The sequence below is a fragment of the Legionella stuttgartensis genome, from assembly GCF_977063405.2.
The window spans coordinates 233,483-257,284 of record NZ_CDRUHA020000033.1; the positions used below are offsets into that span (position 1 = coordinate 233,483).

Here is a 23,802-nt window from a genome sequence, read left to right on the forward strand (position 1 = left end):
TATTGATATTGCGCCAAATGATTCATGACTTTCTCTTACAGAAAATCGTTTATACTTATAATATGAGTTGCATAATTACGCGAATCAAATGGATGAAGAAACCCCAAGGTATAGCCATGCGGCAAGACAAATCGGTTTCGTAATGAGGCATCATTACTTAGATCGCTCAGAAATCAAATTAATTAAAAAGCTGATTCAAGACAGTTATAATACTTTTGGCCAATTACATCATAATAAAGTATTTCTGAACTTAGGTTTATGGGATAAAAAAATCCATGAAGAATACAAAGAATTGAATTTTGATTTTTCTAAAATATCTGAGGTACAAGATATTTATTCACAATTACTTCTTTACTCCCTAATAAGACCATTAATAAAAACTCAATTTTTTAATAAGCGACTGCTTGAGATAGGCAGTGGTAATGGCCTTGGTCTTAAAGCAAGTTCTGAGTTACTAAAAACTAATTATGCATTAGGGATTGATTTGGTTAATCGATTAGTAATCAACTCCCATCGTCATTTCTACAAACAAGATAAAGTGAATTACATTCAATCTGACGCGGAAACTCTACCTCTAGGAAACGAATGCTTTGATATTGTCATCAATCTTGAAAGTTCTCATCTTTATCCTCGAATTGAGGACTTTTTTTCAGAAGTGGAGCGTGTCTTATCTTTAGGTGGATTTTTTTGTTATGCAGATCATTATTTTAAAAATAAAGATCAATCAAATAAATTAGAACAATTTATTAAGAGCAGCGATAAATTAAAAATAATTCAAAAAGTGAATATTACCAAGCAAGTACAAGCCTCTCTTTATCAACGATTAATCGTAAATGAAGAAGGATTTTACCGGCAAGCCTTGGCTATTGCTGGAGATGATCTAAGTCAATTCATATCCGAACTTCCAACTATTGCAGCGGTCTGTGGATTAATATTTCTTCCATGGTGGAAGATTAGATTTAAAAATCCTGCGCTTCATTACGTTGCCAAATATGCCCGCAAAGAAAAATTTTGGGGAAGAAAATATTATTTTTATTATCTTATTCAAAAGGTTAATAAATGAAAATAAAAAAAATACAAGAAATTGAGTATGAATACGGTCAAGAAGAATATATTAAACGTCTTATTTATCGCTCAAAAGAACCTATTTTGATAAAAATAAAAAATTTTACCGACAAGTTTTCTATCGATTATTTTGAAAATCTTCTTGAAGGAGTAATCACCTATGATACTTATGAAAATGATAGGTGGAAATCATATGATCGGGGTAATTTTTCAACCGTCATGTCCCAAATTAAAAATAATAAGCCGTATAGAATTTTTGGTCAGACCTTTCCAAAGCATTCCGGAGCAATAGAACGGCATGTGCCACTTTGGCAAAAAATTCCCTTTCGCCCTAGGTACTTTAATAAAAATTTAAAAGTTATTTATTTTTTTGGAGGCAAGGGAGCGCATACAGAAATCCACTTTGATAGAGAACATTGCTGTAATCTTCATCTATGCTTAAGTGGAAAAAAGCAAGTGTTATTATTTACTCAAAAACAAAGCCAATATATTTATAAACTTCCTTTTGTTGGCGACAGTTTAGTGGAATTTGGCCAACCATTGGATTTATTATCACAACAATTTCCAAGATTAAACCAGGCTGAAGGTTATAACATTACTCTCGAACGAGGAGATATGCTCTTTTTGCCTAAAAATTGTTGGCATTATACGAGCTACCTAGAAGCCTCCGCTGCCGCAACCTATGTTTTTTATCCGCGAAAAATACTTCAATTTTATGGGTATTTTACGGGTTACTTTTTTATGGGGTATAAATCACCGAATGGTTTTAAAATTTGCGATTGGCCACTATTTGAAAAATTTAGTCGAAATTACGCCCTGGCAGAAGGAAAAAGAAAGTATTTATTTAAAGCAATTGAACTAGTTTCTTATATCGTTTTGCTCCCAACAATAAGTATCCTTAGTAAAATCTCCTTTAGATTAAAGCCACGCAGAGTTTTTTAATTCCAAACGAAAGAACACACTGATTTAAAATTGACACAACCGCTGGAATTTGCTGATTTTATGAACACCCGGGTTACGGCATTGCCTTCACCCAGGCGATTGTCTCAGCTCAGCTATTTTTTCCTTGACGCTATATTAGATAAAATATCACCCAATTCCATCGGCATGGGGAACACAATGGTAGAATTATTAGTTCCGGCTATCGCCGCCAAGGTTTGTAAATAACGTAACTGCATTGCCTGGGGTTGTTGTGCCAACACTTGAGATGCTTGCAGTAATTTATCTGAGGCTTGTAACTCTCCCTCAGCATGGATCACTTTCGCACGTCGTTCGCGCTCAGCTTCAGCCTGTCTTGCAATTGCACGAATCATGCTTTCATCCAAATCAACACGTTTTATTTCAACATTAGACACCTTAATGCCCCAGTTATCAGTTTGTGAATCCAGTATTTTCTGTACGTCACTATTTAAACGTTCTCGCTCAGAAAGCATTTCATCGAGCTCATGTTGTCCTAATACGGAACGAAGTGTTGTTTGTGCCAATTGACTGGTTGCTTCATAGTAATTTTCTACTTGGATAATAGCATTTTCTGGAACCACCACCCGAAAATATAAAACCGCATTAACTCGTACTGAAACGTTATCTTTAGAAATCACATCTTGGCTTGGTACATCCATCACTATGGTACGTAAATCGACTCGTACTACTTGTTGAATCACTGGAATAATAAGTACTAAACCGGGCCCTTTAACTTTCCAGAAACGACCTAACATGAATACAACGCCCCGCTCATATTCCCTAAACACTTTAACTGCTGAGATCAAAAGCAGTAAAATTGCAACGATTATCACCGTTAAAAATGGTCCCATGTTATCCTCCTCGATTACTCAAATCCTCTTCAATTTCCATTTTCAGTCCTGAAATCCCTATTACTTTTATCGGCGTGTTTGCGGCTATAGGCAGTTTAGAGTGTACGCTCCAAATCTCTCCACGAATCATTGCCTGTCCTTCAAGATTAATATTGCCAAGCGTATGACCTTTGGCACCTATCAAAACGATTAAACCATGTTTTACACTTTGGCTCCTTGCTTTTACCACCATCCCGAGCAGGAAGACAAAAAAGATAATATTTACAACAGCCATTGCTCCGATTACTGACCAAGCGATTTGGTACATTTGATTATCGGTTTCTACTAACATAATGGAACCAATAATGAATGCGATGGTACCGCCAATCCCTAGAGAACCATAAGCCGGCACAAATGCTTCTCCCACAATAAATGCGATTCCCAAGAGAATAAGAAAAAACCCAGCGTAGTTTATTGGTAATAATTGAAGCGCATACAGCGCAATACACATTGAGATGGCTCCAATAACGCCTGGAAATAAATGCCCAGGGTTTACCAACTCAAAGAAAATACCATATATACCCAGCAAAAGAAGAAGATACGCAACTGTTGGATCGGTAATTATCGATAAAAATTGCGTACGCCAATCAGGCTTAATTAATTCAATCTGTGCATTACTGGTATTGAGTATTATTTTTTGATTGTTCTGTACTACTGACACGCCATCTAACTGCGCCAGTAAGTCTTTCTCATCATTTGCAATATAATTAATAACACGCTCCTTTAAAGCCTCGGGAGCAGTCATTGTTTCTGCATTTAAGACTGCTTTTTGTGCAAAATCTGGGTTGCGACCTCGCAATTGAGCCAATGATCGTATTGTGGCTACAGCATCATTAGTGATTTTTTTCTCCATAGTAGTCTGTTTATCTTGGGAGGCTGTATCGCTAAACCCTGTAGCTAAATTGACTGGACTCGCAGCGCCCAGTTGAGTTCCAGGCGCCATGGCAGCCAAGGTACTGGCATAGAGTAAAAAAGTCCCCGCGCTTGCTGCCCGGGCACCATTTGGACTTACAAAAGTCACGATAGGAATATTAGATGATAAAAAACTTTGAACGATAATTCGAGTGGATTCATCAAGCCCGCCCGGAGTATCAAGTGTAACTATGATTAAATCTGCATGCTGTGCATTATCAATGGTACGAATAACATAATCGGCTGTGGCAGGCCCAATTGCTCCTTTAATATTTAATTCAACTACTTTAGTTGCATAGGAACATGAAGTGTAAACAAGTATTAGAATCAACAGAATACTGGATCGCAATAAAAATATTATTCGACCTGTTGGCGTTTCTATGGACCTTGGCATGCTGTAGGATGTACACATGCTCCCTTCCCTAATCAAATACGCTATATGTTAAAAGATAGCACAGTTTGCATTCTTTATTGACGAGTGGGAATGAAAATCAATTGGATTGGCGTTGTGAATAATAATTGATTAGGTTAATGATGCGATACATATCTTAACAATTTTTTAGACAATAAACACCTGGGTTACAGCCTCGCTTTCACCCAGGTTAAAAAATATTATTTTAGAAATAAACCCCAATTTGCGCAGAAACAGTATCCGCTGTACCTCCGGTACCTAGTGTGGGCGCATTAACAAATCCAGGCGCTGAAGCACCATTGGCAAAATCGTTGGATCCGTAATCTATTTCATGTCGGTACTCAATACTTTCTACAGTATCTTTCCAGATAGAAATATTAAATACGCCAATAAAACGGTGTTCTGGTAGATTTAACGCAAGAGCCTCTTTAGTCCGTTGATAACCAATCCCAATCGATGCAGGTCTGTGAAAGGCTCTGAACGTCATATCAATTTCTGTTTGTAATGCCTGTGGTTTTGCACCATGTCCATTAAAACTTAAATCCTGAGTTCTAAATGATTCAATTGTACCAACCCATTCAGCAGCAAAGTTAAATCGGTCATAACCCATGTTACCATAAACATCCACAGCTTCTGTCTTGCGTACCAATTCATTGCCATTAAGTAACGAACCAAAACCGCCAAAAGTTCCGGGGTTACCACCTGTATTTTGCATTCCAGCGGCATCATCGATGGAGCTGATGTAACTTGCTCCTATTTCTCCAGTGGCTTCCGCAAATGCAAAAACATAACCGAGATTCGCACCGCCCACTCCAGCACGTCCTAAGGTAGTATCACTCCGATAGATGTATGTTGCGGCAAAAGGCCCAGTATCTTCTTGTGATTTATAACCTATAATAAAAGGTCTTGTTTTAGTTCGAGCTAAATTTAAAGTCAGCGGCGCACTGATCATGGAACTTGAATAACGTCCGAAAGGCACATACAACTGCCCAGCAGTGAAGTAAAATGGCGTTTTATCCAAGTTTCCTATATTCACAAAACCCATATTGAGGTTAAATGCTGAGTTGTTAATTCTTGGACCAACATCAGGAGGACTCTCATCATAGGCTAGTGCGATATACGCTTCGACATTTTGATTTAACGCCGCAGCAACGTCTACCTCACTCGAGCCTAAGGTTAAATCAACATTTGTTCCTCCAACATAATCACTATTGATCATGCCAACAGGCTCTGCTTTACCACTAAGTGCAATGATTGGCCTTTCGGGAATTGGGTACCCCATATTTCTATAGGCTCTATATAATTTTCGACGTTGTTGCATCAAGCGGATGTCACGGTTAATACTTGAAATATTAACAATATAGTCTGATCCATCAAAAGCAGGTCTGTCGCCCAAATATGGAGAAGTTACAACAGGTGTTCCTGCAATATAAGTAACAACTCGATTTTCTGCCACTAAAGCAGTTGGATAAAATCCAATTGATTCTGGATGCTCCTCAGGGGTATGTACTGAGAGCCTTGACGAATGGTATTTAACCATTTTTTCATGCGGTTCATGTTGTTCACGCTTATCTTTTTTTGCATGTTTTTTATGAACAATAGGCCCTGGCTTTTTAGATTCCTCTTTAGTTGGCTTGCTCGAATGACTCACTTTCTGAGCAACCATTTCTTTCTGTAAAGTATCTAGTTGAGTTTGTAATTGTTGTGCTTGTTTTTGTAAACGAGCTATTTGACGTTGCAACTGCTGATCATGTTCCGCATAGAGTGGCGATGACAAACAGACTAGGGCCAATATGATTTTTTTATATTGCATGCGGTACTCCTGTTCATTATTTTTACTTCCACATCGGAAAGGCAGAAAATTATAGCTTGGTAAACAAGGAGTGGCTAGCTTCTTTTTCACAAATTTGCTTAAAATTTGTTACTTTATTAGAATCTATAAAAAAAAACCCATAGTCTACTTATGGGTTTTAATTGAGTAATAAGTGTGTAGTACGTATTCAGTTTAAATTATGCATTACCAATTAACTTTAGACCAAAATAGGGACCAAATAGTCCATAATCGACTGGACGAATTGGACCAAATAAATTCGGGAAGGGTTGCTCTTCCAAAACGTGAAAGTAATTCACTACTTGGTAACCGGCTTGAATATTTGCAAGACCTATAGGTGTAGGACGGGCATAATTTATACCAAGTTTTGCTTCCAGGCTTGGAACAATACCTCTTTTACGGAAGAATACTTGCTCAACAATTGCTTGCTGAGGTGATACAACAAAACCTGCGTGATAGCGATTCGTTCCATAAAGCACTGATCCGCCCCCATTTGCAGTTACGCTTAGAGAGTCTGTCAGGTAGTAAGCATAGTCAATTCCAACTACTGGTCCAAAACCTTTATAGTCAGTATTGTCGAATTTGCTAAATGGATTTGTCACCAGGGCAGGAATAAAGTCGGTTATGTAATAATTTCTTGCAGTAGATTGGATATTTGCATATTGCATACCACCGTAAAAACGCATTTTCTTCCGCATACTGATGTCAGTATGTTGTCCCATCACTACATTAACTTGGTCTATCCTATTGCGACTAATAAAATCAAATGGAGCAGGGATAGGTGGTAAACCCGTTACAGGTATATTTAGAGTTCCGAAAAATCCAGTGGGATCGGTTGAAGTACTGAAGTGCATCCAATTGACACTAATATCATTTCCGGTATTAAAATGATAAGACCCCTCTAAAAAATACCCCCAGTTCCAATCATTCTTTATTTCTTTGTTTATTGGTAATGTGCCGAATTGGATCGATTTTTCACTACCATAGATGGATCTTAGATAGAGCGCTTGAGCGCTGAAGTCCCAGAGGTTTGTTCCACATGGAACTGTAACATTACTTGGGGTACAAACTGGGCCCATACCGCCAGCAGTTGCTATACTTGCAGCCAATCCCAATACAGCTATAGTTGCTTTCTTAAACATGAATACTCCATTAGAAAAAAAAAGCCCATCATTAATGACGGGCTTTTATAAGATCTTAATCAATTAAGAAATTAAACATTTCCAACATACTTCAGACCGAAGTAAGGACCAGCAGCAGCGAAGTCAGTTGCTGTAACTGGTAATACGGTTGTGTTTAACGCATGGATGTAGTTGAACCACATGTACCCAGCATCCAGAGTTAAGTCACCTTGAGCCATTGCATAAGTATAGTTAGCACCTAACTTAGCTTCTAACTCAGGAACAATCGCTGTTCTAGTTCCGCTAACATCAACAGTGAACACTGTAGGAAGACCAGGAACAGAACCATCTGGGTCAACAAAGTCAACATCATAGCTGTGTTTTTGTGAACCAACTAACAATGCAGCAGCTGCTTTAGCATAAACACCAAAACCGTTGCCGAATACGTAGTTCATGTCGATACCAGTACGTGGACCAAATCCGTTGTATTGAGTGTTACCTTCAAATCCAACAGTGAAATCTGGAACACCTGCATCAAAGTCTGTTGCAAATGCATGAACGCTTCTCTTGATGCTTGCAAATTGGAAACCGCCATGGAAACGGATTTTCTTGTTAGCGCTGAAGTCAACATATTGACCGAATTCACCGTTAACAGCATCCCATCTGTTTTTATGACCAAAACCAATTAATGTATCTGGGTCAAAAGCAGGAGTAAACTCATGGTTGTTCCAACCAGTATCTAAATGATACCAAGTTAAAGTGATGTCGTTTCCAGTATTGAAATGGTATGAACCTTCAATTTGGAAGCCCCAGTTCCATTGAGCGTCTAATTCAGTATTGATAGAAACGCCTGTTGGAGTTACATCGATATCTAAAGAAACATCGTTATCGGTCATTGTTTGCAATACTAGTGCTTGGCCACCGATGTTCCATCCAGTACTTGGGCAAGGAACAGTAACGTTACCTGGGGTACAAACTGGGCCCATGGTACCAGCGAATACTGCACTGCTACCTAAAGCAAGAACAGCTAACGCTGTTTTTTTCAAATTTAACATGCTTATCTCCACTTTTTATTATTATTTCCGTTCGTTACCAATTTAAATTGTTAGCAACGGTACGCATTTTCGCTCTATACCGAGAGCGTACCTTGCTCAATTATCTAACCGGACCTTCATAAAGTCAACAGTATCGATTAAATTTATTAAAATGATAGCGAATTAAATGTTTCCTATATATTTCAAGCCAAAGTAAGGGCCAGCAGCAGCGAAATCAGTTGCTGTAACTGGTAATACAGTGGTGTTTAACGCATGGATATAGTTAAACCACATGTATCCAGCATCCAGAACCAAATCACCTTGTGCCATTGCATAATCATAACTAGCACCTAACTTAGCTTCTAATTCTGGAACGATCGCTGTTCTAGAACCGCTAACATCAACAGTGAACACTGTAGGAAGACCAGGAACAGAACCATCTGGGTCAACAAAGTCAACGTCATAGCTGTGTTTTTGTGAGCCAACTAACAATGCAGCAGCTGCTTTAGCATAAATACCAAAACCATTGCCGAATACGTAGTTCATGTCGATACCAGTACGTGGACCAAATCCGTTGTATTGAGTGTTACCTTCAAATCCAACAGTGAAATCTGGAACACCTGCATCAAAGTCTGTCGCAAATGCATGAACGCTTCTCTTAATGCTTGCAAATTGGAAACCGCCATGGAAACGAATTTTCTTGTTAGCGCTGAAGTCAACAAATTGACCGAACTCACCGTTAACAGCATCCCATCTGTTCTTATGACCAAAACCAATTAATGTATCTGGGTCAAAAGCAGGAGTAAACTCATGGTTGTTCCAACCAGTATCTAAATGATACCAAGTTAAAGTGATGTCGTTTCCAGTATTGAAATGGTATGAACCTTCAATTTGGAAGCCCCAGTTCCATTGAGCTTCTAATTCAGTATTGATAGAAACGCCTGTTGGAGTTACATCGATATCCAAAGAAACGTCGTTATCGGTCATTGTTTGCAATACTAATGCTTGGCCGCCAACGTTCCATCCAGTACTTGGGCAAGGAACAGTAACGTTACCTGGGGTACAAACTGGACCCATGGTACCTGCAAATAGTGTACTGCTGCCTAAAGCTAAAATTGCTAAAGTAGTTTTCTTTAAACTTAACATGCTTATGTCTCCGCATAAATTATTATTGTTTCCTATTTCATTGATAACTCTCTACTAGGAGTTGTCATTAGCATGCCTTCGTCGCTTCAGGTCGATGCATGCAACAGTGTGAGTATTAGCAGCGGAATAGAATAAGTCAAGAAGATTTACAAAAAAAAATTAATATTTTTCAAGTAGATATGCTTTTTTTATGCATTGAATATTTTTTTTGAGCATCATGATGATTCTTTGGTTTTTTGTATTAAAAATTGAAGCCGATGCACCATCTGTAAGAAAAGCAAGAATTACGTGTTCAGGATAACTAATATAGTGTATCCCTTACAACTTGCAACCTTTTTCTAAGATTTTACGACAGTGCTATCTAGTTAATTAGTTTGCCCTAATAACAGCCAGTCCACTTTATTTTTTTATGAGCGTAATCACAACTCTGCGATTCGCTGCGCGACCTACATCAGTATCATTTCTGGCAACAGGATATAGCTCTCCCACCCAGGTCACATGAAGCATTTCTTTAGGTACACCAAGTTGTAACAGATATTTTTGCACAATTCGTGCCCTATTTTCAGATACTGCATTGTTATAACCTTTACGCCCATTAGCATCAGCATAACCAATAATTCTTATTTCATTAATTTGAGCATCCGCCTCTACATATCGCGCAATACGTCGCAATTGATCCTTATCTTTATCGCTCAACTCGCAGCCATCTTCTTTATAATGGAACATACTCTCTCGTACTTGCTCATAGTCAAAGGGTAACAAACTTCCAATACATTCTTGATATCGCGAGTAGGGCTTTTGAAAACCAACAGGTGACAAAGCAACCGTTGTATTAAACCCAGTTTCACCTCGATATACGAAGTTAGGTTCGTAGCCTTGTGAGAGGAACGTAAGTAACTTTAAACTCGCATCGCGTCTTAGATAGATGCCATACTCCCCTGGTTTAACTACTAATTCGCCAGCAAGAGCTGAAGGGCGATCTGGTTTCCAATTGGGAGATTTTATGATGATTTTGGCAGGTAAATACTGTTGTACCTCATCCCAAGTTCGTAAAATAAAATGAGGTGGTTGGGCCGCATATTGTTCAAAATATGCAATACCATAATTAGGAATAGTCAGTGATAATCCACAACGCATTGGGTTACGGCTGACACGCCACCCCTTTGCTCCTAAAGGATTTGCAAAATCAACTTGCGTCATTGCGTGTGCTGTATCTATTGTAAGCAGTGTGCTTAATGCAATACATGCTAGAAATTGTCCTTTTTGATCCACAAATGCCATCTTTTACTCATTCTCGTGACTTGTTTCATGTTATCCTTAATTATCGGCAAGAACGCAGGAATCTTTACTATGCAAACGCTAATAATTAATCGCCCAGACGATTGGCATGTTCATCTTAGGGATAGTGAGATGCTACAACACACCGTGCCTGATAGTGCCCAGCATTTTGCTCGCGCTTTAATCATGCCAAATCTCAAACCGGCTTTAACCTCAGTATCATCACTTAGTGAATATCGAAATAGAATTCTAACCGCACTGCCTAAAGGAACTACTTTTGAACCGTATATGACTTTTTATCTGAATGACTCCGTACGTGCCGAAGAATTACAGCAAGCTACGAAAAACCCTTATATTCTCGGTGCAAAACTGTATCCCGCAGGTGCGACAACCAATTCAGAAGCAGGTGCAAAGTCATTAACCGATCTTTACCCTCTTTTTGAAGTGTTACAAAGCAGTAACCTAGTACTGCAAATTCATGGAGAAGTAACTCATAGTGATATTTTTGAACGTGAGTCCTTATTTATTGATGAGTATTTAAAACCGATCGTACGAAATTTTCCTAAACTAAGAATAGTGTTTGAACACATATCAACCCGTGCTGCCGTCGAATATGTGACTGATGCTCCATCAACAGTTGCAGCAACGATTACCCCCCATCATTTGTTATATAACCGCAATAAATTGCTCGCAGGGGGATTGAGACCACATTATTATTGTTTACCTATTTTAAAGCATGAGCACGATCAAAAAGCATTACAAGAGGCTGCCTGTAGCGGTAACCCCAAATTTTTTGCGGGAACGGATAGTGCCCCTCATATTGTAAGCACCAAAGAAAGTGCCTGTGGTTGTGCAGGAATTTATTCTGCACCATTTGCTCTCGCTCTATATACACAAGTATTTGATGAAATGAACCAGTTAAAACAACTCAATCATTTTCTCAGTCGGTTTGGTGCTGAGTTCTATCAACTGCCGATCAATCAACAACACATTGAATTAGTTAAATCCCCACAAACCATCCCCGCCTTTCTGCCTTTAGGCTCTAATCAAGTTGTTCCGATCGCAGCAGGTGAAACCATTCAATGGAGTATTCATGCGCCCACGCGATAGTGTATTTTATATGAATTTAAAAGAACGATTTCGTGGTTTTTTACCTGTAGTTGTTGATGTAGAAACAGCCGGGGTCGATCCGTGCAAAAATGCATTATTAGAAATGTGCATCGTATTAATTTCTATGGATGAACAAGGTAATTTTTATCGTGGAGCAAGTCATTTTGAACATATTTTGCCTTTTCCAGGTGCGGAATTGGATCAAAAATCTCTAGAATTCAATCAAATAGATCCTTACCAACCCTTGCGTTTTGCCCTAGATGAAAAAATCGCTTTAGAAAATCTGTTTAAACCCATTTTTGTCGCGCTGAAAAAAACTCAATGTCAACGCGCTGTCTTGGTGGGACATAATGCATGGTTTGATTTATTGTTTATAAAGGAAGCCATCAAAAGAACTGGAGTTAAATCACCCTTTCATGCCTTTACTTGCTTCGATACAGCCACACTAGGTGGATTCATGTATGGACAAACCGTATTAGCCAAAGCAGCTCAAGCTGCAGGAATCCCTTTCAATCCTCAGGAAGCTCATTCAGCTATTTATGATGCAGAAAAAACCGCCGATTTATTTTGCCATATGGTGAACATCTGGAAAAGTGCCCAGCAAAATACATAATTAGAATGTTGCGAAGAGTAAACCATACTGCCCGGGACACATTTTTGCACCCCGGGCAACTATTACAATGAATCAGAATGCTCTGATAAATAAGCAGCAACACCTTCTGTTGATGCTTTCATACCTGCTTTACCTTTTTCCCAGCCAGCAGGACATACTTCACCATTTTCTTCAAAGTGTTGAACTGCATCAATGATTCTTAAAATTTCGTCCATATTACGACCGATAGGCAAATCATTCACGATTTGTGAACGAACTACGCCATTGGTATCAATAATAAATGCACCACGGAACGCAACACCTGCAGCAGGATGCTCAACTCCATAGGATTGGCAAATGCTATGAGTCATATCAGCAGCCATAACATATCGCACTGGACCAATACCACCCTTGTTAATTGGTGTATTTCTGTACGCATTGTGAGTGAAGTGTGAATCAATTGAAACGCTAACCACTTCAACATTGCGGCTTTTGAACTCATCAATACGATGATCTAAAGCAATCAACTCAGAAGGACATACAAAAGTAAAATCCAGAGGATAAAAAAACACGAGTCCATACTTACCTTTTAAATGCTCGTGTAAATTAAATTTATCCATAATCTCACCGTTAGGCATAACAGCTGCTACGGTAAAATCAGGAGCTTTTCGTCCCACTAATACACTCATTCTATGATCTCCATCATTATCGTTATTATTATGGTATTAACTCATTATATTAGGCAGCGATTGCATCACGCAGCATGGTTTCTAATTCACCTTGTTGAAATAATTCAGCAATGATATCAGAACCACCGATTAACTCACCCTTCACATAAAGTTGTGGAAAAGTGGGCCAATCAGCATACTGTGGCAATGTTTGGCGAATATCAGGATTAGCAAGCACATCAACATAGGCAAAGTCTACCCCGCAAGATTCAATGCATTGTACTGCACGAGCAGAAAATCCACATTGTGGCATCTTCGGCGTGCCTTTCATATAAAGCAGAATGGCATTTTCCGCAATTTGCTTCCTAATTTTTTCTAAAGTATCCACGCACACACCTTTATAATAAGTTAATTATTGCTCATTATCGCGAAAACGTATAAAACCCGCAACCAATAAATTTTTAGTACAATAGATTAACAGATCTTAGTTTAAAAGCCAACTAATGTTCCATTTGAGCTAATAATAACCAAGTGTACACACTAATGGCACTAAGTTAAGAATATTTTTTAGCCTACGCTCCTTGGATTTCGCAAACAACTCGCGGAACGTAGGCTCTGGGCGAATAAACTTAACTTAGCGCCTGGTGAATACACTGATTATAAATAGTTCCATTTTTTTCAAGCACAAACTGCTTTTTTGTGTATTATGGATAATCTTCATTGAATATCATCCCCTTCCTGCTACACTTACCCGCACAGAATAAAATAATAGGAGATTAGGATGACATTTACATTGCCTGAGTTACCTTACGCCAAAAATGCGTTAGAACCTCACATTTCCAGTGAAACATTAGAGTATCATTATGGCAAGCATCACCAAGCCTACGTTACCAATTTAAATAAATTAATCCCAGGTACTGAATTTGAATCCATGGATCTGGAAGAGATCATTAAAAAATCAAAAGGCGGAATATTCAATAATGCCGCACAAGTTTGGAATCATACCTTTTACTGGCATTGCCTCAGTCCTAATGGTGGTGGAGAGCCCAAAGGCAAGTTAGCTGAAGCAATTAACAAACATTTTGGCTCATTCAGTGCATTTAAAGAAGAATTTACAAAAACTGCCATATCTACTTTTGGATCAGGCTGGGCTTGGCTTGTTCAAGATAGTACCGGTGCTTTAAAATTAATCAGCACCAGTAATGCAGGCACACCAATGACTGAAGGTTTAACTGCCTTATTGACGTGTGATGTATGGGAACACGCCTATTATATTGATTACCGTAATGCCCGCCCCGACTATGTTTCTGCATTCTGGTCTTTAGTTAATTGGGATTTTGTAGTCAGTAACTTTAAATAAATCATTCTTTTTACCATGGATATCTTTCCTCATGTAGCATAGGGAAGAAAGTTATGTCTATAATGTGACCGCACCCGATCTCTCCCTGAAGGGAGAGATAATTTTTGAGTGGAGATCCTTCAGTTTTAAGGAAAACATTATGGCTTTAATTACGAGTTACAATCCTATGCCAATAACTTTCACCCATGGAGAAGGAGTTTGGTTGTATGACGAACAAGGCAAGGCCTATCTTGACGCTTTAAGTGGGATAGCGGTTTGTGGATTAGGGCATGCTCATCCTGATGTCACAAAAACCATCCAGCAACAAGCAGCCAAGCTTATCCATACATCAAACACCTTTCACATCAAACAACAAGAATTACTTGCCGAAAAACTTACAACTATGGCCGGCATGGATCAGGTTTTTTTCGCTAATTCAGGTGCTGAAGCCAATGAGGCTGCCATTAAATTAACCCGTCTTTTTGGCCATAAAAAAGGAATAGAAACACCCTCAATTATTGTTATGGAAAGAGCGTTCCATGGCCGAACAATGGCAACATTGACTGCATCAGGAAGTCGAAAAGTACAAGCAGGATTTGAACCCTTAGTACCTGGTTTTATTCGCGCCCCTTTTAATGATTTGGAGGCCGTTCATACTATTGCAGCCAACAGAGAAGATGTTGTTGCGGTTATGCTCGAACCCATTCAGGGAGAAGGTGGAATTTATGCAGCAGAAGAAAGTTATCTTCGCTCCTTGGCCAAACTTTGTGAACAGCATGATTGGTTGCTTATTTTGGATGAAATCCAAACCGGAAATGGCCGCACCGGAAAACTTTTTACCTGCATGCACTATGACATCCAACCAGATGTTCTTACTACAGCAAAAGGTTTAGGAAATGGGCTTCCTATAAGCGCTTGCCTGATGAGTAAAAAAGCAAAAGATTTATTTAAACCAGGAAATCATGGTTCAACTTTTGGAGGCAATCCTCTTGCTTGCGCTACCGCTTTAACAGTATTAGAAGTCATAGAGCGTGACAAAATTTGTGAAAAAGTCACGAAAAACAGCGCTCTGTTAATGGAAAAATTAATTAAAAATCTGGGCGAACATCCTGGGGTTAAAGCGATTCGTGGTAAAGGATATATGATAGGCATTGAACTGGACCGACCTGCCATGGACATGCGTTTGCTTGGGCTGGACAATGGCATACTTTTTAACATTACTGCAGATACGGTGGTACGACTTTTACCCCCACTCATTATAAATGAAGATGAAATCGATGAATTAGTTAAGCGTTTAACCCTAACGATCAATCAATTTATTCAAAATTAACTACCCTCCATATTTTAGCCTGTATCCAATGACGATTGCTTCGAGATACAGGCTAAATATCAACAGAATTAGATTGTGTTTGCGTACACAATGGACTTTAAACGCTACGAATAGGGATGCAAGTGGGATTATTAGGCCTCTTGCTTCATTATTTCAAAAAAATCAACAACCGTATCATAAATCTTTCTTATCACTTGATTCTTTGACTTTAAATTCAAACACGTATCTTCTTCCACATTGGCTGCTTCCAGTTTTTGACAAATAAGGTCAAACATATGGGCATCCATTTTCTCTAATTCAGGAAGCATGTGGCTAATTCGCTCTAGTAGATAGTTTTTTTTACTTTTTCTTGACCCAAATAACCGTCGCTCCAATCTATCCATTAAGTCATGGAGTTCATTTTCGCGACCGCTGCATGTGATGCGCATAAAACCATCATGTTTTGACAATCCAAAATAGGATAAAGGAGTAATCATGAGATTATCTTCAAACAATAAATAATAGGCTAGCTCTTCATCCGTCTTTACTAAACCCGACCGCTGCAAAACGCGCGCAACATCTTTGGGCAATGGCAAGCCAAACATATCACTAAAATCAGCAAGAACATAAAAAGTGGCTTCTATCTGATATGAAGGATCGGGCATTGCAGCCCCCATGGCTTTTAACCGCGCAACCACATAATCGACCTTTTTCTTATAGAACGTAGCAATATTATTTTTTTCCTCGGCCCCAAAATTCGCCATGGTCTGTGCATAAGCGGCTTGTGCTGAACGCGGCGCATGAATAAAGTAGCTTATGTTTTTATTGAGCATTTCATTCATCAAACTGGATTCAAACACCAAAAGAACTGCCATGCGTTCGCCGGCTGCAGATAAAGCCTTTGTTGCTGAACGTAGGACGATCACTCGTTCTTTAAGATCGGGAGCAATTTTTAAGAACGAAGGCATATCTGAAAAACTCATCTCGGTATAAGCTTCATCGAAAATGATGTACAAATCAGGATACTGACGTAAAACATCCGCAATTTTTCTTAACTCATCTGCATCAATAATGTTTCCCAGAGGATTGGATGGATTACAAATGAGTATGGCCTTTGGCCAACCGTGATCCATTTCAGCAAGGGAATAAGCCTCCTTAATACTTTCTTCCGTAGCCTGTGCGGTGAGTTTATATCCTGGCTCATCCATCACATGAATAGGGTGTAAACAATGCAAGGGGTTATTGGAATAAGCGCTGTAATAAGGAAAAGGGGTAATAATTCGATAACCCGGTACATCTTCATAATGAGTATTAAAAGTTTCAAATAATACTCGTAAGGCACCAATACCTCCTACAGTAAATAATATATTTTGTGCTGTAATTTCTGTTTCATACCAGCGTGACATGATGTCTGCCATTAATTCTCGTGGCGCAAAATCTCCGCGAGGATCGCCATAATCAATAGCAATATCTTCTTCGACCTGGTGAGGGTCTACTTTCCATTTATTGGTTAAATGGTCTAATTTTTGCCAATATGAAAGATAAGATGCAATCGTATGTGAATTAATAGGATAGGTTGGTTTGCCAAGGCCGGCAAAGATTAATTTTTTGGTTTCGGATAAACCTTGCGCCTGTATCTCATCTCTTAAAGCATTTGCCCATAATGCCAACAGCATTACTTTTTCAATTTTATTTGCACAATGTCCATCTGGAGTGAGCATGGTATTACCGGATATTTAATTTTGCTCATTATAACAGAATGCAAATGAAACATGACCTCAATTTTAAGAACAATCAATTCAATAAAAATCCTATATTAATAAAAAGTTAGTAACCTCTTTATCTGCTATGCTTAAAACAAGGGAATACTTCTTTAATTTTTATGGCAATGGAGACGATTGACCAAGCCCTAAAATACAGGATAATTCATGTTTTTTAGATTTGGGCACTCAAAAATACACTGAATTAAAATTTTAATTTATCACGGAACAAAATGGCAAAAAAAGAAACTTCCAGCACTGCTAACTTAATCGCTGATTTAGAAAAAACAGTTCATACGTTACAAAATAAAATCGATCATCTGGAAGCACAATATGCCCAATTAAAAAATCTGCTTGATGCCGTACCAGGAGATGTCTACTGGAAAGACTTAAAAGGTGTCTGGTCTGGTATGAATCAACGATGCGTCCAAAGTCTTCATCATATGAAATTCATTAATCAATGCGATGAAAATGAAGTTCTGGGCAAAACTGATTATGAGATATTCGGTAAACAAACCGCCGATATTTATCGAGCAAATGACCTGGAAGTGATGGAAAAAAATGTTGAGTTGTCACGGGAGGAGAAAACTCTTTTGCCATCAGGCGAAGAAGTGATTTTACTTTCGACTAAAAGGCCTTTGTTGGATAAATCCGGAAGCATTATTGGCATTCTTGGAAATACCATCGACATTACTCATTTAAAAAAAATCGAATCCGAGCTCAAAAGAGCTAAAGAAAAAGCAGAAGCTGCGAACTATGCCAAAGACGAATTCATTCGCAATATGAGTCATGATATTCGCACCCCTTTAAGTGGAATTATTGGAATATCTAGCATTCTGGAACAAGAAGCTCAAAATACCCGCGGCAAAGAACATGCACGCATGATAAACATAAGCGGAGAGCAGCTCTTGGCGCTGCTTAATGGGGTGCTCGATATAATTGCTGCAGGTAGTCAGCAAGAAAACATTATCAATGAATCTGTATGTAATGTGCATGATTTAATCGACAGCATTGCAGATTTAGAACGTCCAACCATCGCTTTGAAAAAATTGGATTTATTAATCAGTATCGACTGCAATACTCCTGAATGGATAACTACAGATGCGGTAAAACTGCATCGAATTTTATTAAATCTTTTAGGAAATGCGGTTAAATTTACGGAAAAGGGGTTTATTGAAATTGGAGTCAGGCCTAAATCACATCATGGCCAAACATTACTTGAATTTTTTGTTAAAGATACTGGTCCGGGAATTAAGCCGAAAGATAAAGACAAAATTTTCAAACGGTTTTATCGGGCAACACCCTCATCTCAAGGTCTTTACTCAGGCCATGGCTTAGGCTTACATATAGTGAAGCGTTATACCCAACTTTTAAAAGGCAAGATACGTGTTGACTCTGCCATCCATGCTGGGACCACATTCACGCTCACAGTACCTATTCAGAATGCAGAAAAACCTGTTCATGAACAAGAGTTGACACCTCTCCCCCTCTCTACGACTTCTGAAGAATTAACTAATGTTCCTATGGTACTACTTATTGAAGATAATGCTATTGCTTTAACCATGATAGAAAATCTTTTACAACAAGTTGGCATCCGCTTTTTATCGGCCTCAACAGGCGCTCAAGCGTTAGAACTATTTCAATCCCATACTTTCGATTGGATATTAAGTGATATTGGTCTACCTGACACCACCGGGATACAATTAACCAAAAAATTTCGTCAGTATGAACAAAGTCATAACCAAACACCCATCCCAATCATTGGTTTAACGGCCCATGCAGTCGCTGATGTTGAAAAGGAATGCCTACAATCTGGAATGAATCAAGTAATAACGAAGCCTCTTCGCACTAACTTGCTGCAGGAGCTATTGATTCGATACAGCAATTCCAAATTTCCCGCGGCTAATTTATCGGCTTCACAGCCTGAATCCATTCTGCAATTTAATGAATATCCCTTATTTGATAGTACTGAGGGTATAAATAATCTAGGTTCAGAAGGAGCCCTAAAAAAAATACTGCACCTTCTTATCGAAGAAAATACCAAAGATTTAATAAAAGCAGCTCAGGCTTGGGAAAAGCAAGATCTGATTGAAATTAACAAGTTAACACATAAAATGAAAAGTAGTGCACTTTATTGTGGTACCATGCGTTTGCGTCATACTTGTGAAGTCTTAGAAAAACATTTTCAAAAAAATCCAGAACTATATCCTCAAACGCTTTACCAACAACTACTCAAAGTTCATCAGGAAACTGTGACGGCACTACAGGATTGGCTTCAGCAATAACTAAATCTCAAGTGAATCCTAACAATTTCGAAACGAATCTCCGTGAAACGTTCCATTTAGAGATCCTTTACTACATTCGAGTGACATATTCTGCGAAGACACCTCCCCTGTGAGCATAAATTAAGCCAACTTAAGGATGCCTTAATATTGATCAATATATACTTTAAAGGTTCAAATCATCTCAAGAGTATCAATGACAGGCTATTTCAAACTGGGTGACATTGTCTATCCGTACTTATTTAAAGAGAATGAGACAAATTTCTCCCCATTAGAGTTGTCCCATGTGCAACGGGGAAACGTGGTTATTGTTCGTAATTCAATACCTGTTGGATCACTTAAACTACTTTTAGGTTATCTCAAGAGGAATAATTTAAACCACATGCATGTCCTTGTTGGAGTCGAAGGTCAAGGGGCTACCGAACAACATATTGTTACGATGCACCTTCCACCTAATGGAGCACAGCCAAAAATCTATGATTCCAAGTACAGCAATCCTGAACGCTTCTTTGCAAAAGATTCTTCAAAAAATACGACAAGAGGCATCTTAGCTGCTGCATTGCATTCTTTAAATCCATTTGCACGCTCAGAGCAAAGTGTCGATTTATCGCATTTAGGTTCTGAAATCCACTCTGCTACCTATTATACTTTGGGAACTCAATCGTTTTTTGATGGCATTACTTGCGGTTATCATACAGGGAGTGTCATCGAAGCTTTAGCAAGTTTACTCGGGAGCGGTGACGATCCTAATCCTACAGAACTATTAGATGCTCTGAAAAATCCAGTAACGGATTCAGCCAAAAAACTTCGCGCACAAGAAGCACCCATAACCCCAGATATGTCAATTTTTTCCTTCTGGATAAAGGCCTGGCAAGATACTTTTTTACCTCTTACTGAACAAGGGGAACGATCTAAGTATCATTTTGGCCATTACTTTCTAGGGTGGCCATCCGATAAAGGCTCAAAAATAGCCTATGCTATTACTTTAAAATTTATTACCGCCCCATTAACCAATTTACTATCGCTTCTTACGGAGTTCCCACTTAATTTTCTTAGTGAAACATGTTCCTTTTTAAAAAATAGGACACTTTCCTGGGCTCCAACTAATTGGTTCACCCAAAGCATACGAAGTGTTTTACTGCTTTCCACTATGGGACTACAGGGACTATTTAAAGGGACCTATTATCTGATTCGAACCGTTACTTCGCCCATTGCAAGCTTTAAGGACGCTCAAAAAGTTCATCCTGCTTTAGGATATCTCAGTGCACTAGCCTCTTTATGCTTTATTGGGGCCGCAATAGGTGCTCTTGCCTTCTTTGCCCCCCCTCTCGCGGCAGCACTTATGCCCTCTATGGGTCCTGGAGCACTTTCCATGTTAAGTACTCTAGCTTATCCTTTTATCGAACTGTTTTCTTTAATCAGTTTATCAATTCCCACAGCTACCGGGGCTATGCTCTCATTAATTACCCTCGCATCTTCTTTTGGTGTTATGCATCTGCTAGGCAGAAAAACTATTTACCCCGAAGAGACTCCAACTCCACCTGTACAGCACAAAGAAATCCATATTGAACCACCCGAAATAGGCAGTAATGTGAGTGCTCTTCTACCTAGTGAAAACGGCCTTTCTAAGGATGATGTTTGGGTGGATGTGGGAGATGACATACCGATAAAGAAAGAACAAAAATCTAACAATGACTTCAAACCCAATGATATTCAGGCTACTATAGTGCTCAAGCCTTAAATAACAAAATACCCAATTCCTATGAGCACGCTGGATACTCTAATCGCCGAAGTAGATAATGCGCTACGTACTATATTTCCCCCTGCACAGCGGATAAGTACTCGTCCATCCCCTGCAGAACCACTTCCTGACATAGCTCTTTCTATAAAAGAAAAGAAACATGTGGCTGGTCTCATGCGCGTCAATCATGCGGGAGAAGTCTGTGCCCAAGCACTTTATCAAGGTCAAGCGTTAACAGCTCGCTTAACCCATATTAAAAAGCAAATGAGTAATGCTGCTGCCGAAGAAATAGATCATCTAGCTTGGTGTGAAGAACGATTAGCGGAGCTCGGTTCAAAACCAAGTATATTAAATCCTTTCTGGTATGCTGGCTCAATTATATTAGGAGCTTTTGCTGGTTTTGTTGGAGATAAAGTCAGTTTAGGTTTTGTTGCAGAAACGGAGCGCCAAGTCTCTGATCATCTGGGGCGTCATTTACAAAAACTACCAACAAAAGACAAAAAGTCTCATGCGATTCTCGTTAAAATGAAAGAAGATGAAGAACAACATGCAGCAACAGCGTTGAACGCTGGAGGAATTGAACTTCCTTACCTGGTCAAACAATTAATGCGTGGTGTATCTAAATTAATGACTAAAAGTAGTTACTATGTATAGTAGTCTGATGAAATAGAGCAAATACACAATTTGAGGATGGAAATAACATAAGATTGCAATAGAAGAACCCCTGGCTCCGCTTCGCTGCACCCGGGCTTTACACTATCTTGTGTTTGCTATGTTTCGCTAAGGCTATAAAGCTATGGCACAAGGAGCTATTGCTATGGACTCAGCCATTTTATTTACACTTTTTGTTATTTTGGTTGCTTATATCTTTGACTTTATCAATGGGTTCCATGATGCAGCAAACTCTATAGCCACAATTGTTACTACTAAGGTTTTATCTCCAAAACAAGCAGTCATATGGGCTGCCTTTTTCAATTTCATTTCATTTTTAGTATTTAATCTCACGGTAGCAAAAACTATTGGTAGTGGTCTGATTGAGTCTGATTTTATTGATACTCATTTTATTTTAGCTACATTGATCGGCGCCATATTCTGGAATCTTGTTACTTGGTATTATGGACTTCCATCAAGCTCATCCCATGCGCTTATTGGTGGCCTAGCGGGTGCCGCAATTGCTAAAGGGGGATTTTCATCACTGAAAATGTCAGGTTTTGCTAAAGTCATTGGTGGGATTTTTATATCACCGGCAATTGGTTTATTAATTGCATTGGCAATTACTTATTTTTTTAATAAATTTTTGCGCAATAAAAAAGATACTCAATTCAAATTATTTAAAGGATTCCAATTGTGCTCCTCCGCATTGCTGAGCTTAACTCATGGTAGCAATGATGGGCAAAAAACGATGGGCATTATTTCCATAATACTATTTTCATCGGCGTGGATTGAAGGCCCTTTTTACGTCCCCTTTTGGGTGATCATTTCATGTCAGGCAGCAATTAGTCTTGGAACCTTAGCCGGAGGATGGCGAATTGTGCGGACTATGGGAACTAAAATCACCAAACTGGATCCCATGAAAGGTTCTGCTGCTGAAACTGGAGCGGCTGTTTCACTTTTTATTGCGACACAATGTGGAATTCCAGTATCAACTACATATACCGTAACGGGAGCAATTACTGGCGTAGGCTTAATAAACGGAGTAGGAGGAGCACATTGGCGCGTTATTAAAAGAATTTTCTTTTCCTGGCTCATTACCATACCTGCAGCAGCAATAATTTCAGCTGCATTGGTATTAAGTCATATCTAAGATTATCAAACAGCATATGATCAGCGACCATCACGCTTTAGTTCTTAGTAGGTCTATCTCTATTTGGTTAATTCAGTTTAGATTGAGTTTCTTCTTCTGCCTGAATGCGCTCCTGTTGGACTTCATATTTTTTCTTTTGCTCCTCAAAAATGTTAGGGCCTTGGCTTAATGACTTCTCCAGTTGCCGGGGTTCAAAAGTCAGACTCCACAAAGTCGGAGGAACTTCCGCTAATACTTTTTGTAACTCCGTGCTATCTTCTTCTGTAGCAAAAGCAATTTTAACCCTGCCATTAGCTAATTCAGTAATGATTGCTTTGGTGTTGTATAAAGCATCCTCAAGATTATTAGAACCTATATATTCACCACTCGCATGTTTTTCCAATATCTCTGCATCAAAGCCATAAGCCCCAGGATAACCTTCAAAATAAGCTGCATATTCAGGCTCTAGTATTATGATCGGTCGATTTGTGTTTTTTGGCTTAATTATGTCTTTTATTTCTACAGATGATTCCATTGCCGCTCCAAACTTTGTTTATTTAATAATCTGT

21 protein-coding genes are annotated in these 23,802 nt (G+C 38.8%); 10 read left to right on the plus strand and 11 right to left on the minus strand.

Going from position 1 to position 23,802, the window contains the following annotated elements; translation table 11 throughout:
• The first annotated feature begins 88 nt into the window (after window positions 1-88).
• Together ACWTEW_RS09730 and ACWTEW_RS09735 are read left to right on the plus strand one after the other, a co-directional pair.
• The gene (locus ACWTEW_RS09730) at window positions 89-1,063 is read left to right on the plus strand and encodes a class I SAM-dependent methyltransferase (RefSeq protein ID WP_454781483.1); all 975 of its coding nucleotides are present in this window, start codon (window positions 89-91) and stop codon (window positions 1,061-1,063) included.
• Window positions 1,060-2,007 (plus strand): cupin-like domain-containing protein, encoded by a 948-nt coding sequence (locus tag ACWTEW_RS09735; protein WP_454781484.1) that lies wholly within the window; start codon window positions 1,060-1,062, stop codon window positions 2,005-2,007. The genes ACWTEW_RS09730 and ACWTEW_RS09735 overlap by 4 nt, the downstream gene beginning before the upstream one ends.
• A 113-nt stretch (window positions 2,008-2,120) precedes the next feature.
• Here ACWTEW_RS09735 and ACWTEW_RS09740 read toward each other — a convergent pair whose 3' ends face one another.
• The 7 genes from ACWTEW_RS09740 to ACWTEW_RS09770 all read right to left on the minus strand — a co-directional run bounded on the left by ACWTEW_RS09740 (window position 2,121) and on the right by ACWTEW_RS09770 (window position 10,652).
• A complete protein-coding gene (locus tag ACWTEW_RS09740) occupies window positions 2,121-2,876 on the minus strand; it encodes a slipin family protein (RefSeq protein ID WP_454781485.1) in 756 nt (251 codons plus the stop codon).
• A 1-nt stretch (window position 2,877) separates the two neighbouring features.
• Window positions 2,878-4,239, minus strand: a complete 1,362-nt coding sequence (locus tag ACWTEW_RS09745) for an NfeD family protein (protein ID WP_454781486.1) — start codon at window positions 4,237-4,239, stop codon at window positions 2,878-2,880.
• 205 nt (window positions 4,240-4,444) lie between these two features.
• On the minus strand, window positions 4,445-6,052 hold the full coding sequence (locus ACWTEW_RS09750; RefSeq protein WP_454781487.1) for an LbtU family siderophore porin: 1,608 nt from the start codon (window positions 6,050-6,052) through the stop codon (window positions 4,445-4,447).
• Between the two features lie 197 nt (window positions 6,053-6,249).
• Window positions 6,250-7,212, minus strand: a complete 963-nt coding sequence (locus ACWTEW_RS09755; protein WP_454781488.1) for an Lpg1974 family pore-forming outer membrane protein — start codon at window positions 7,210-7,212, stop codon at window positions 6,250-6,252.
• A gap of 71 nt (window positions 7,213-7,283) precedes the next feature.
• A complete protein-coding gene (locus tag ACWTEW_RS09760) occupies window positions 7,284-8,246 on the minus strand; it encodes an Lpg1974 family pore-forming outer membrane protein (protein WP_454781489.1) in 963 nt (320 codons plus the stop codon).
• A 162-nt stretch (window positions 8,247-8,408) separates the two neighbouring features.
• Window positions 8,409-9,371, minus strand: coding sequence for an Lpg1974 family pore-forming outer membrane protein (locus tag ACWTEW_RS09765; protein ID WP_454781490.1), 963 nt, complete (start codon window positions 9,369-9,371; stop codon window positions 8,409-8,411).
• A gap of 399 nt (window positions 9,372-9,770) precedes the next feature.
• Window positions 9,771-10,652, minus strand: coding sequence for a flagellar protein MotY (locus ACWTEW_RS09770; RefSeq protein ID WP_454781491.1), 882 nt, complete (start codon window positions 10,650-10,652; stop codon window positions 9,771-9,773).
• A gap of 69 nt (window positions 10,653-10,721) precedes the next feature.
• On the opposite strand from ACWTEW_RS09770, the gene pyrC reads away from it, so the two are divergent.
• Both pyrC and rnt read left to right on the plus strand, forming a co-directional pair.
• Window positions 10,722-11,759 (plus strand): dihydroorotase, encoded by a 1,038-nt coding sequence (gene pyrC, locus ACWTEW_RS09775; protein ID WP_454781492.1) that lies wholly within the window; start codon window positions 10,722-10,724, stop codon window positions 11,757-11,759.
• The gene (gene rnt, locus ACWTEW_RS09780) at window positions 11,743-12,372 is read left to right on the plus strand and encodes a ribonuclease T (protein ID WP_454781493.1); all 630 of its coding nucleotides are present in this window, start codon (window positions 11,743-11,745) and stop codon (window positions 12,370-12,372) included. The genes pyrC and rnt overlap by 17 nt, the downstream gene beginning before the upstream one ends.
• 62 nt (window positions 12,373-12,434) lie before the next feature.
• Here rnt and ACWTEW_RS09785 read toward each other — a convergent pair whose 3' ends face one another.
• A complete protein-coding gene (locus tag ACWTEW_RS09785; protein WP_182392161.1) occupies window positions 12,435-13,040 on the minus strand; it encodes a peroxiredoxin in 606 nt (201 codons plus the stop codon).
• A gap of 49 nt (window positions 13,041-13,089) precedes the next feature.
• Window positions 13,090-13,407: a Grx4 family monothiol glutaredoxin gene (gene grxD, locus ACWTEW_RS09790; RefSeq protein WP_454781494.1), complete on the minus strand. Its 318-nt coding sequence runs from the start codon at window positions 13,405-13,407 to the stop codon at window positions 13,090-13,092.
• A 393-nt stretch (window positions 13,408-13,800) separates the two neighbouring features.
• Here grxD and sodB point away from each other — a divergent pair, with 393 nt between their 5' ends.
• Window positions 13,801-14,379 carry a superoxide dismutase [Fe] gene (gene sodB, locus ACWTEW_RS09795; RefSeq protein ID WP_454781495.1) on the plus strand — a complete coding sequence of 193 codons (579 nt, stop codon included), beginning with the start codon at window positions 13,801-13,803 and terminating at the stop codon, window positions 14,377-14,379.
• A gap of 139 nt (window positions 14,380-14,518) precedes the next feature.
• Window positions 14,519-15,688 carry an aspartate aminotransferase family protein gene (locus tag ACWTEW_RS09800; RefSeq protein ID WP_454781496.1) on the plus strand — a complete coding sequence of 390 codons (1,170 nt, stop codon included), beginning with the start codon at window positions 14,519-14,521 and terminating at the stop codon, window positions 15,686-15,688.
• Window positions 15,689-15,819: 131 nt separating this feature from the next.
• Here ACWTEW_RS09800 and ACWTEW_RS09805 read toward each other — a convergent pair whose 3' ends face one another.
• Window positions 15,820-17,388: a pyridoxal phosphate-dependent aminotransferase gene (locus tag ACWTEW_RS09805; RefSeq protein ID WP_454781497.1), complete on the minus strand. Its 1,569-nt coding sequence runs from the start codon at window positions 17,386-17,388 to the stop codon at window positions 15,820-15,822.
• Window positions 17,389-17,660: 272 nt separating this feature from the next.
• Between ACWTEW_RS09805 and ACWTEW_RS09810 the strand changes: the two genes are divergently transcribed.
• The 4 genes from ACWTEW_RS09810 to ACWTEW_RS09825 all read left to right on the plus strand — a co-directional run bounded on the left by ACWTEW_RS09810 (window position 17,661) and on the right by ACWTEW_RS09825 (window position 23,254).
• Window positions 17,661-19,712 (plus strand): ATP-binding protein, encoded by a 2,052-nt coding sequence (locus ACWTEW_RS09810; protein ID WP_454781498.1) that lies wholly within the window; start codon window positions 17,661-17,663, stop codon window positions 19,710-19,712.
• Window positions 19,713-19,905: 193 nt separating this feature from the next.
• Entirely contained in the window at window positions 19,906-21,450 is a 1,545-nt protein-coding gene (locus ACWTEW_RS09815) for a hypothetical protein (protein WP_454781499.1), read from the plus strand.
• A gap of 21 nt (window positions 21,451-21,471) precedes the next feature.
• On the plus strand, window positions 21,472-22,104 hold the full coding sequence (gene coq7, locus ACWTEW_RS09820) for a 2-polyprenyl-3-methyl-6-methoxy-1,4-benzoquinone monooxygenase (RefSeq protein ID WP_454781500.1): 633 nt from the start codon (window positions 21,472-21,474) through the stop codon (window positions 22,102-22,104).
• 163 nt (window positions 22,105-22,267) lie between these two features.
• Window positions 22,268-23,254 (plus strand): inorganic phosphate transporter, encoded by a 987-nt coding sequence (locus ACWTEW_RS09825; RefSeq protein WP_454781501.1) that lies wholly within the window; start codon window positions 22,268-22,270, stop codon window positions 23,252-23,254.
• A 67-nt stretch (window positions 23,255-23,321) separates the two neighbouring features.
• Here the strand turns inward: ACWTEW_RS09825 and ACWTEW_RS09830 are convergent, their stop codons facing one another.
• Window positions 23,322-23,768 carry a hypothetical protein gene (locus ACWTEW_RS09830; protein WP_454781502.1) on the minus strand — a complete coding sequence of 149 codons (447 nt, stop codon included), beginning with the start codon at window positions 23,766-23,768 and terminating at the stop codon, window positions 23,322-23,324.
• Between the last annotated feature and the right edge of the window lie 34 nt (window positions 23,769-23,802).

Coding starts and splice junctions, on each gene's coding strand:
- ACWTEW_RS09730 (WP_454781483.1), top strand. CDS start 89: ATGGATGAAGAAACCCCAAGGTATAGCCATGCGGCAAGACAAATCGGT.
- ACWTEW_RS09735 (WP_454781484.1), top strand. CDS start 1,060: ATGAAAATAAAAAAAATACAAGAAATTGAGTATGAATACGGTCAAGAA.
- ACWTEW_RS09740 (WP_454781485.1), bottom strand. CDS start 2,876: ATGGGACCATTTTTAACGGTGATAATCGTTGCAATTTTACTGCTTTTG.
- ACWTEW_RS09745 (WP_454781486.1), bottom strand. CDS start 4,239: ATGTGTACATCCTACAGCATGCCAAGGTCCATAGAAACGCCAACAGGT.
- ACWTEW_RS09750 (WP_454781487.1), bottom strand. CDS start 6,052: ATGCAATATAAAAAAATCATATTGGCCCTAGTCTGTTTGTCATCGCCA.
- ACWTEW_RS09755 (WP_454781488.1), bottom strand. CDS start 7,212: ATGTTTAAGAAAGCAACTATAGCTGTATTGGGATTGGCTGCAAGTATA.
- ACWTEW_RS09760 (WP_454781489.1), bottom strand. CDS start 8,246: ATGTTAAATTTGAAAAAAACAGCGTTAGCTGTTCTTGCTTTAGGTAGC.
- ACWTEW_RS09765 (WP_454781490.1), bottom strand. CDS start 9,371: ATGTTAAGTTTAAAGAAAACTACTTTAGCAATTTTAGCTTTAGGCAGC.
- ACWTEW_RS09770 (WP_454781491.1), bottom strand. CDS start 10,652: ATGGCATTTGTGGATCAAAAAGGACAATTTCTAGCATGTATTGCATTA.
- pyrC (WP_454781492.1), top strand. CDS start 10,722: ATGCAAACGCTAATAATTAATCGCCCAGACGATTGGCATGTTCATCTT.
- rnt (WP_454781493.1), top strand. CDS start 11,743: ATGCGCCCACGCGATAGTGTATTTTATATGAATTTAAAAGAACGATTT.
- ACWTEW_RS09785 (WP_182392161.1), bottom strand. CDS start 13,040: ATGAGTGTATTAGTGGGACGAAAAGCTCCTGATTTTACCGTAGCAGCT.
- sodB (WP_454781495.1), top strand. CDS start 13,801: ATGACATTTACATTGCCTGAGTTACCTTACGCCAAAAATGCGTTAGAA.
- ACWTEW_RS09800 (WP_454781496.1), top strand. CDS start 14,519: ATGGCTTTAATTACGAGTTACAATCCTATGCCAATAACTTTCACCCAT.
- ACWTEW_RS09805 (WP_454781497.1), bottom strand. CDS start 17,388: ATGCTCACTCCAGATGGACATTGTGCAAATAAAATTGAAAAAGTAATG.
- ACWTEW_RS09810 (WP_454781498.1), top strand. CDS start 17,661: ATGGCAAAAAAAGAAACTTCCAGCACTGCTAACTTAATCGCTGATTTA.
- ACWTEW_RS09815 (WP_454781499.1), top strand. CDS start 19,906: ATGACAGGCTATTTCAAACTGGGTGACATTGTCTATCCGTACTTATTT.
- coq7 (WP_454781500.1), top strand. CDS start 21,472: ATGAGCACGCTGGATACTCTAATCGCCGAAGTAGATAATGCGCTACGT.
- ACWTEW_RS09825 (WP_454781501.1), top strand. CDS start 22,268: ATGGACTCAGCCATTTTATTTACACTTTTTGTTATTTTGGTTGCTTAT.
- ACWTEW_RS09830 (WP_454781502.1), bottom strand. CDS start 23,768: ATGGAATCATCTGTAGAAATAAAAGACATAATTAAGCCAAAAAACACA.